Origin of the sequence: Pseudomonas quasicaspiana, from assembly GCF_021147825.1 — a bacterium.
Taxonomy (GTDB): Bacteria; Pseudomonadota; Gammaproteobacteria; order Pseudomonadales; family Pseudomonadaceae; genus Aquipseudomonas; species Aquipseudomonas quasicaspiana.
This window is the reverse complement of the sequence record NZ_JAGTPI010000008.1, coordinates 152,950-162,410: the sequence shown is the minus strand read 5'-3', so window position 1 is coordinate 162,410 and position 9,461 is coordinate 152,950. Positions and strand designations below refer to the sequence as shown.

The window sequence follows — 9,461 nt, the reverse complement described above, 5'->3', positions numbered from 1 at the left end:
CGACTCGGCTTCATGAAGAGCCTGTGGGGCCGAATTCATTCGGGAAGGCGGCATTCCTGATGGCACAGATACATCGAATCTACCGGCCCCTTCGCGAATAAATTCGCTCCCACGGGATTGCGCACGACTCGGCTTCATGAAGAGCCTGTGGGGCCGAATTCATTCGGGGAGGCGGCATTCCTGACGGCACAGATACATCGGATGTACCGGCCCCTTCGCGAATGAATTCGCTCCCACGGGATTGCGCACGACTCGGCTTCATGAAGAGCCTGTGGGGCCGAATTCATTCGGGAAGGCGGCATTCCTGATGGCACAGATACATCGAATCTACCGGCCCCTTCGCGAATGAATTCGCTCCCACGGGATTGCGCACGACTCGGCCTCATGAAGAGCCTGTGGGACCGAATTCATTCGAGGAGGCGGCATTCCTGACGGCACACATACATCGAATGTACCGGCCTCTTCGCGAATGAATTCGCTCCCACAGATTTGTGTTCGCGGGCCAACATAGAATCTCCCACGGGGAATTGAGCCAAGAGGCTTGCCATGAAATCTCCAAGAGATTCTGCGCAGCCTGTTGAGATATTTCGCTACCCCGAAACCCCGGCCGCAGTTACCAGACTTCCCACTTGAACCCGCATTTCGCACCAAAAAAGATCGCTAACTAAGCGGGCGCCCTGTCCTGGACCAGAACCCAGGGTGCCACCACAACGGCCCAGAGCACCGGATCACGCTCCACAAGCTCTAGCGCCTTGGCTTCAGCCACCTTGCCGACTTCACCACTGGCAAGCCATGCACTGACTTTATCCGCTTCGTTCTGCGCAACCGCCTGTGCCACCTCGATCAAATCCAGCGTCGGCTCGACCCACAACAGGGCACCTCGCGCAAAGAACGGCTGAAGCTCGGTCCAGGTAATTGATGCCGTTTCGCCGAGCAGTTTGGCATAGAGGGTGCTTGGTTCTTCGCTCATGGGTTTCACCGAAAAGAAAATCGACGCGAATGATAGCGCCGAGTCCGCTCAAGACAAACCCAGATACAAGTAATTGATTGCAGGGAAGATCAGGAAAACCAGGGGTTTAGAGGTCGATTGGACAGGTCGAACCGCATGATTCTGTATCTTTCTTACGATTAAGCGACATTGATCGTTTTTGCCCCCTGCGGCTAGCTATTCAAGCCATTGACCGGCGCTCTAAACTGTTCCGGTACAGTTTGCCGGGGGGCTGATCGGTGTTTAAAATCCGGTCCCGCTGCCTAGGCATCAGGATTATAAAAATTAAAACACAAGAGTGGAGCATCATGACTAAGGGTACCAAGAAGCTTTCCAGGCTGTTTGCCGCATTGGTTATGGCGGGGGTTGCCAGCCATTCGTTCGCAGCAGACACCATCAAGATCGGCATCGCAGGTCCAAAGACCGGCGCAGTTGCCCAGTACGGCGACATGCAGTTCAGCGGCGCAAAAATGGCCATTGAGCAGATCAACGCCAAAGGCGGCGTCGATGGCAAGAAACTCGAAGTCGTTGAATACGATGATGCCTGCGATCCGAAACAAGCGGTCGCGGTAGCCAACAAAGTCGTCAACGACGGCGTCAAGTTCGTGGTCGGCCACCTGTGCTCCAGCTCCACCCAACCGGCTTCGGACATCTACGAAGACGAAGGCATCATCATGGTGACTCCGGCTGCAACCAGCCCGGAAATCACTGCACGTGGCTACAAGCTGATCTTCCGCACCATTGGTCTGGACAGTGCGCAAGGCCCGGCGGCTGGCAACTACATCGCCAAACAGGTCAAACCTAAAACCGTCGCCGTCATCCACGACAAGCAACAGTACGGTGAAGGCATCGCCACTGCCGTCAAGCAGACGCTGGAAAAAGACGGCGTAAAAGTCGCGCTGTTCGAAGGCATCAACGCTGGCGACAAAGACTTCTCGTCGCTGATCGCGAAGATGAAACAAGCCAACGTCGATTTCGTTTACTACGGCGGCTACCACCCGGAACTGGGCCTGATCCTGCGTCAAGCTCAGGAAAAAGGTCTGAAAGCCGGTTTCATGGGTCCGGAAGGCGTGGGTAACGCGTCGATCTCGCAGATCGCTCAGGATGCGTCCGAAGGCCTGCTGGTCACCTTGCCTGCTTCGTTCGACCAGGACCCGGCCAACAAGGCTCTGGTTGAAGCGTTCAAAGCCAAGAAAGAAGACCCAAGCGGTCCGTTCGTGTTCCCGGCTTACGCGGCGGTTCAGGTCATCGCTGATGGCATCACCGCTGCGAAAAGCGAAGACACTGACAAAGTGGCCAAAGCTATCCACGCTGGCACCTTCAAGACGCCAACCGGCGACCTGTCGTTCGATGACAAGGGTGACCTGAAAGACTTCAAATTCGTGGTCTACACCTGGCACAAAGACGGCACCAAAACTGAAGCGCCTGTGAAGTAAGCATTCGCCATAAGTTGAACCCAGAGCCCACTGCAACCGCAGTGGGCTTTGTTTTACGAGCGCAGGCGATCCACAAGACCACCTGTCGCTGACCATCTTGAAACCGTCACCAGTGATTCACTGGGCTTGTATCCAACGTGGACACATACCACGACGTGCAAGCGGCCAAGACTTCACCAGTGAAACATAGAGCAGGTTTTTAGGAGCACGCTGTAATGCCCGAGATAGATATCTATCACTTCTTCCAACAGCTGGTTAATGGTCTGACCATTGGCAGCACTTATGCCTTGATCGCCATCGGTTACACGATGGTCTACGGCATCATCGGCATGATCAACTTCGCCCACGGCGAGGTGTACATGATCGGTTCCTACGTCGCCTTCATCGCCATCGCCGGTTTGACCATGATGGGTATCGACAGCCTGCCGCTGGTTATCACTGCAGCGTTTGTCGCGAGTATCGTCGTCACCAGCGCCTACGGTTATTCCATCGAACGCGTGGCCTATCGACCGCTGCGTGGCAGTAACCGTCTGATCCCGCTGATCTCTGCCATTGGTATGTCGATCTTTCTGCAGAACTCGGTTCTGCTGTCTCAGGACTCAAAAGATAAATCGATCCCCAACCTGATTCCCGGCAACTTCGTGTTTGGCTCGGCCAGCACCCATGAAGTCGTGATTTCCTATATGCAGGTGCTGATCTTCGTCGTGACACTGATCGCGATGCTCGGCCTGACATGGTTCATCTCCCGCTCGCGTCTGGGTCGCGCCTGCCGCGCCTGTGCGGAAGACATCAAGATGGCCAACCTGTTGGGTATCAACACCAACAACATCATCGCTCTGACCTTCGTCATCGGTGCAGCACTGGCGGCGGTCGCTGCCGTATTGCTGAGCATGCAGTACGGCGTGATCAACCCCAACGCGGGCTTCCTGGTCGGCATCAAAGCCTTCACCGCAGCGGTACTGGGCGGTATCGGCAGTATCCCGGGCGCGATGCTCGGTGGTCTGGTGCTCGGCGTGGCAGAAGCGTTTGGTGCCGATATCTTCGGCGACCAATACAAGGATGTGGTGGCGTTCGGTCTTCTCGTATTGGTGCTGTTGTTCCGGCCGACCGGCCTGCTCGGCCGTCCGGAGGTTGAAAAAGTATGACCAAAAATCTCAAATCGGCGTTTTTCAGCGCCTTGCTGGTGCTGGCCGTGGCCTACCCGGTTTTCGGACTGAAGCTGGAAATCGTCGGCGTCAAACTGGCCGTCATTGGTGCCAGTACCACCACCGTGAGCGTGATTATTGCCGGCGCCATCGCGATGTTCCTGCGCGTGCTGTTCAATGAGCAGATCACTGCGGCATGGCGCTCCTCACCGAATATGCCACTGGTGCCAGCCAAGGCCAGCAACTTCCTGAGCCTGCCCTCCACCCAGCGCTGGATCATTCTCGGCCTGGTAATGGTCGCATTGGTCTGGCCGTTCTTCGGCTCCCGAGGCGCGGTGGATATCGCCACGCTGATCCTGATCTACGTGATGCTCGGCCTGGGCCTGAACATCGTGGTCGGTCTGGCCGGTCTGCTGGATCTGGGCTACGTCGGCTTCTATGCCGTGGGTGCTTACAGCTACGCCCTGCTCTCCCACTACTTCGGCCTGGGTTTCTGGATCTGCCTGCCGATTGCGGGAATGATGGCGGCGCTGTTCGGCTTCCTGCTGGGCTTCCCGGTATTGCGTCTGCGCGGCGACTATCTGGCCATCGTGACCCTGGGCTTCGGCGAAATCATCCGCCTGCTGCTGCGCAACATGACCGACCTCACCGGCGGCCCGAACGGCATCAGCAACATCGAGAAACCGACCCTGTTCGGCCTGTCGTTCGAGCGTAAAGCGGCTGAAGGCATGCAGACCTTCCACGAGTATTTCGGGCTGCCGTACAACTCGATCAACAAAGTAATCTTCCTGTATCTGGTTGCTCTGCTGCTGGCACTGGCTGCGCTGTTCGTCATCAACCGTCTGCTGCGCATGCCTATCGGTCGTGCCTGGGAAGCGTTGCGTGAAGACGAAATCGCCTGCCGTGCGCTGGGCCTGAATCCGACCATCATCAAGTTGTCGGCCTTCACCCTGGGTGCAGCATTTGCCGGTTTCGCAGGCAGCTTCTTCGCCGCTCGCCAAGGCCTGATCACGCCGGAGTCGTTCACCTTCATCGAGTCGGCGATCATTCTCGCCATCGTCGTATTGGGTGGCATGGGCTCGCAACTGGGCGTCATCCTCGCGGCCATCGTCATGATCCTGCTGCCTGAACTGATGCGTGAGTTCAGCGAATACCGCATGTTGATGTTCGGCGCCATGATGGTGCTGATGATGATCTGGCGTCCTCAAGGTCTGCTGCCCATGCAACGTCCACACATGGAGCTGCGCAAATGAGCCGCCCAATCCTCGAAGTCAGCGGCCTGAGCATGCGCTTTGGCGGTCTGCTGGCGGTCAACGGTGTAGGCCTGACCGTCAATGAGAAACAAGTCGTGTCGATGATCGGCCCTAACGGTGCTGGCAAGACCACGGTATTCAACTGCCTGACCGGTTTCTACAAGCCAACCGCAGGCACCATTCTGCTCGACGGCGAGCCGATTCAAGGTCTGGCCGGTCATCAGATCGCCCGCAAAGGCGTGGTGCGGACTTTCCAGAACGTGCGCCTGTTCAAGGAAATGACGGCACTGGAAAACCTGCTGGTTGCACAGCACCGTCACCTGAATACCAATTTCCTGTCCGGCCTGTTCCGCACTCCGGCGTTCCGTCGCAGTGAGCAGGAGGCCATGGAATATGCTGCTCACTGGCTGGAAGCGGTCAACCTCAAGGAGTTCGCCAACCGTACGGCGGGCACCCTCGCCTATGGTCAGCAACGCCGTCTGGAAATCGCTCGCTGCATGATGACCCGTCCGCGCATCCTGATGCTCGACGAGCCTGCTGCTGGTCTGAATCCGAAGGAAACCGAAGACCTCAAGGCTTTGATCGGCGTACTGCGTAACGATCACAACGCGACTGTTCTGTTGATCGAACACGACATGAAGCTGGTGATGAGCATTTCCGACCACATTGTGGTGATCAATCAGGGCACACCGCTGGCTGACGGTACGCCGGCACAGATTCGCGACAATCCTGAAGTGATCAAAGCCTACCTGGGGGAAGCGTAAATGCTGCAATTCGAAAACGTTTCCACCTTCTACGGCAAAATCCAGGCCTTGCACGACGTCAATGTAGACGTGCGCCAGGGCGAGATCGTGACGCTCATCGGTGCCAACGGTGCGGGTAAATCCACGCTGCTGATGACCTTGTGCGGTTCGCCCCGCGCCCACAGCGGCAGCATCCGTTACATGGGTGAAGAACTGGTCGGTCTGGAATCATCGGTGATCATGCGTAAAAGCATCGCCGTGGTCCCGGAAGGTCGTCGCGTGTTTGCGCGTCTGACCGTGGAAGAGAATCTCGCCATGGGCGGCTTCTTCACAGAAAAGGACGACTATCAGGAGCAGATGGACAAAGTCCTGCACCTGTTCCCGCGCCTGAAAGAACGCTTCAACCAACGCGGCGGCACCATGTCCGGCGGCGAACAGCAAATGCTCGCGATCGGCCGTGCGCTGATGAGCAAGCCCAAGCTGCTGTTGCTGGACGAGCCCTCACTGGGTTTGGCGCCGATCATCATTCAGCAGATTTTCGAGATCGTCGAACAACTGCGTCGTGATGGCGTGACGGTGTTTCTGGTCGAGCAAAACGCCAACCAGGCCTTGAAGATCGCCGACCGGGCCTATGTGCTGGAAAACGGTCGTGTGGTGATGCAAGGCACCGGTGAAGAACTGCTGGTAGACCCGAAAGTGCGTGATGCCTATTTGGGTGGTTGATGATTCGCTGCAATAAGAAAACGGCCTTCGGGCCGTTTTTTATTACAGTGACGTATCACATTTAACGCTGGACCTGTGCAGGCTGTGTGGGAGCGAATTTATTCGCGAAGGCGGTATTTCAGTCAATACATCTGCTGCGTATGTACCGGCCCCTTCGCGAATAAATTCGCTCCCACACAGTCTGCACAGGAATTGGTTCGACATAGAATATCCCAGGGGCCTGCCTTCGGATTCAGGCGGCAGCCTGCTTCAGGTATCACTTACCCCCAACCGCTCAAGCGCCGCACTGCTGCGCTGAAACCAGCTCAACAGATAATCGGCCAACACCTGCATGCGCTTGGGTAATTCACCTTCATACGGGTGCACCAGAAATAGCGGCGAAGTACTGGTCTGATAATCGCGGAACAGCCAGTGCAAGCGACCGTCGTTGATCTCGGCATGCACCATGTACGACGGCAATCGGGCGATCCCGGCACCCACCAGTGCCGCCTTCTTCAATAAACCGTAATGGTTACTGGCGAACGTACCGTTGACCTGAACCCGAGTCAGCTCATGGTTCTGGTGATAGAGCCACTCGTTGCGACCGCTGTAATGACTGTTTAGCAGACAGCTATGGGCAATCAGCTCGTGAGGGCTATTTGGCTGTCCATGAAGTTGTAAATAAGCACTGCTGGCACACGTCAGCTCCTGCATGGCAAGCAATGGCTTGGCGACGAGGCGTTCATCACTGGCCACATGGGAGCGAATAGCCAGATCGAAGCCATCCCGGCGTAGGTCACGAAAGGCGTTATTGAGTTCCAGCTCTACTTTCACTTGTGGGTACTGCGCAGAAAACTCCATGAGCAAGCCTTCAAAAAACGTCTCCCCCAAAGACACCGGGGCCGTGACACGTACCTGACCCACCATGTCATCGCGCATCAGCTCAACGATATTGCGCGCCCGCTCCATGCTGGCCAACAACTGCTGCCCTTGCGGCAACAACGCTGCGCCAGCAGAAGTGAGGCTGAGGCTGCGGGTGCTTCGGTGCAGCAGCATCACGCCATAAGCCTGCTCCATCTGGCTGATCCGCTTGGACAGGTAACCTTTGCTGCAACCCAGACGGGCCGCAGCAGCCGTGAAACTTCCTGCGTCGATCAGTACCGCAAAGGCTGCCAGGTCATCAATTTCGCTCACTGTTATTGTTTCCCTATGAGAACCAAAGGTTGCCTATTAGCACGCTTATCGACGGCAAATAGCGACCCTACACTGTCCCTCGACATCCATGAATGAATCTTCGGAGCGACAGCATGAAAATTTTATTGATTGGTGCAAGTGGCACCATTGGCTCGGCCATCGCCCAGGAACTGGCACAACGTCACGAGATCGTCCGCGCAGGCCGCAACAGTGGAGAAGAGCAGGTGGATATTAGTGACAGCGCTTCAATCCGAAAACTGTTCGAACGGATAGGCCGATTCGATGCTGTGGTCTGCGCCGCTGGCAATGTGAAGTTCGCGCCGCTGGCCGAAATGACTGAAAGCGACTTCGCCCTTGGCTTGCAGGACAAATTGATGGGCCAGGTCAACCTGCTGCTGATCGGTCGGGAGTTCGCCAACGACGGCGCGTCGTTCACGTTCACTACCGGGGTACTCAGTCACGATCCGATCCGTTCGGGCAGTTCGGCCAGTCTGGTCAATGGTGCCATCGACGCCTTTGTCCGGGCAGCGGCCATAGAGTTGCCACGCGGTATGCGGGTCAACTCGGTCAGCCCTAATGTTCTGGTTGAAGCCATGGACAGCTATGCGCCTTATTTCCGGGGTTTCAAACCGGTGCCCGCAACCGATGTAGCGCTGGCTTACGCAAAAAGTGTCGAGGGCCTGCAGACCGGTCAGACGTATCACGTTGGTTAATGCCTCTTGTGATGGGGCCGCAGGCTGAGTAACGTGGCGGCACATGTCTGGAGACCACTCAATGTTTGCTGTTCGTTCCGCTCTGCTCGTCGCGCTGTTGCCACTGTTCGCTGGCTGCCAGATGCTTGCCTCTCACTCCGGTTCAGACCCCGTCTCGAAGGCTGGCTGGATTCGCATGCAGGGCAATCTGACCGGCGATAGCGGCAAGCTGATGTTCCAGCCGTGTAATGAGCAGCGTCGTTACGTGGTCAAGGACGGCGGCAATACTGGCATCCTGCAGGAAGCGACTTCCCTGGCGGACAGCTCCGGCAAGGTCTTCGCCGACCTGCGCGGTGTGTTCGTCGCCAGTAAAGCGGTCGACAGCGATGGCCAGCTGGACCTGCGTCAGGTGTACCGCGTCGAACGCGCAGGTCAGGCCTGTGAGGACCCCAATTTCAAGCGTCTGACGTTGCACGTCAACGGTAACAAACCGGCGTGGAACGTTAACGTCAGTGGCAAAGGCATGGTTATTGAGCGTCAGGGCAAAGACTCTATTGCCGTGCCGTATGTGGAAGAGCAACTGCCAGATGGGCGGTTCAGCGTCAGCAGTGAGGCCAACGGCAACAAGATGGAGCTCTGGGTTGCGCCACAGCGTTGCGTTGATAGCGTGGATGGCTCGGTGCAGCATTTGACTGCCGAGTTGCGGATCAACGGCGAGACCGCGCGGGGTTGCGGGTATTACGGCGGGTCGCGGGATGATTGATCTGGGTTGAGATCGGCGTCATCTTTATCGTGGCATTTAGTGGTTTTGGGTACATATCCGTTTTTGGGGTAATGGCTGGTATTGGTTGCGCTTTTACAGCGCGTCACTTTTGAACAGCGCAAAAGTAACCAAAACGCTCTTGCCCCTCCACTCGGCACCTCGCTGTCGCTCGGTGTACCCGCCCGCAGATCCTGAACCGTGGGCCGCCGCAACGGGCCATCCATGGCCCAATGCGGCTAACCCGGCATCCTTGCCGGGTTGCCCACGCTTCAGAATCTGCGTTCGGCCAGCGTGGTTTAACGGGGCGCCCCAGATCAAAATCAAAAGCGCGGCGGCCTGACAGCCGACCTGGTTGTTTGAGCTTTCCGGTCTTCTGTAGGAGCTGCGGGAGGCTGCGAAGCGGTGTGTCAGATGTCGAATGCGTTGGTTGTGGTGACGTCTCGCGAACAAGTTCGCTCCTACCGGTCAGATGTGAAACCGCTGCTTGTGATCTGCTTTTGATTTTGATCTTAGGCGCCCCGTTAAACCACGCCGGCCGGAATTCG

9 protein-coding genes are annotated in these 9,461 nt (G+C 56.9%); 7 read left to right on the top strand and 2 right to left on the bottom strand.

Annotated features, from left to right (window positions below; translation table 11 throughout):
- Window positions 1-664 precede the first annotated feature (664 nt).
- The gene (locus tag KDX30_RS08210) at window positions 665-970 is read right to left on the bottom strand and encodes a DUF2288 domain-containing protein (RefSeq protein WP_027898121.1); all 306 of its coding nucleotides are present in this window, start codon (window positions 968-970) and stop codon (window positions 665-667) included.
- Between the two features lie 326 nt (window positions 971-1,296).
- Between KDX30_RS08210 and KDX30_RS08205 the strand changes: the two genes are divergently transcribed.
- The 5 genes from KDX30_RS08205 (at window position 1,297) to KDX30_RS08185 (ending at window position 6,288) form a co-directional block, all read left to right on the top strand.
- Entirely contained in the window at window positions 1,297-2,424 is a 1,128-nt protein-coding gene (locus KDX30_RS08205) for a branched-chain amino acid ABC transporter substrate-binding protein (RefSeq protein ID WP_099270752.1), read from the top strand.
- A 215-nt stretch (window positions 2,425-2,639) separates the two neighbouring features.
- Entirely contained in the window at window positions 2,640-3,569 is a 930-nt protein-coding gene (livH, locus tag KDX30_RS08200) for a high-affinity branched-chain amino acid ABC transporter permease LivH (RefSeq protein WP_099270753.1), read from the top strand.
- Window positions 3,566-4,822 carry a high-affinity branched-chain amino acid ABC transporter permease LivM gene (locus KDX30_RS08195; protein ID WP_122807300.1) on the top strand — a complete coding sequence of 419 codons (1,257 nt, stop codon included), beginning with the start codon at window positions 3,566-3,568 and terminating at the stop codon, window positions 4,820-4,822. The genes livH and KDX30_RS08195 overlap by 4 nt, the downstream gene beginning before the upstream one ends.
- The gene (livG, locus tag KDX30_RS08190) at window positions 4,819-5,586 is read left to right on the top strand and encodes a high-affinity branched-chain amino acid ABC transporter ATP-binding protein LivG (protein ID WP_027900848.1); all 768 of its coding nucleotides are present in this window, start codon (window positions 4,819-4,821) and stop codon (window positions 5,584-5,586) included. The genes KDX30_RS08195 and livG overlap by 4 nt, the downstream gene beginning before the upstream one ends.
- On the top strand, window positions 5,587-6,288 hold the full coding sequence (locus KDX30_RS08185; RefSeq protein ID WP_027900847.1) for an ABC transporter ATP-binding protein: 702 nt from the start codon (window positions 5,587-5,589) through the stop codon (window positions 6,286-6,288).
- Window positions 6,289-6,537: 249 nt separating this feature from the next.
- On the opposite strand, the gene KDX30_RS08180 is transcribed toward KDX30_RS08185, so the two are convergent.
- Window positions 6,538-7,461 carry a LysR family transcriptional regulator gene (locus tag KDX30_RS08180; RefSeq protein ID WP_231675458.1) on the bottom strand — a complete coding sequence of 308 codons (924 nt, stop codon included), beginning with the start codon at window positions 7,459-7,461 and terminating at the stop codon, window positions 6,538-6,540.
- Window positions 7,462-7,574: 113 nt separating this feature from the next.
- Between KDX30_RS08180 and KDX30_RS08175 the strand changes: the two genes are divergently transcribed.
- Entirely contained in the window at window positions 7,575-8,174 is a 600-nt protein-coding gene (locus KDX30_RS08175) for a short chain dehydrogenase (protein ID WP_027900845.1), read from the top strand.
- A 61-nt stretch (window positions 8,175-8,235) separates the two neighbouring features.
- Window positions 8,236-8,916 (top strand): COG3650 family protein, encoded by a 681-nt coding sequence (locus KDX30_RS08170; protein WP_027900844.1) that lies wholly within the window; start codon window positions 8,236-8,238, stop codon window positions 8,914-8,916.
- Window positions 8,917-9,461: the final 545 nt, after the last annotated feature.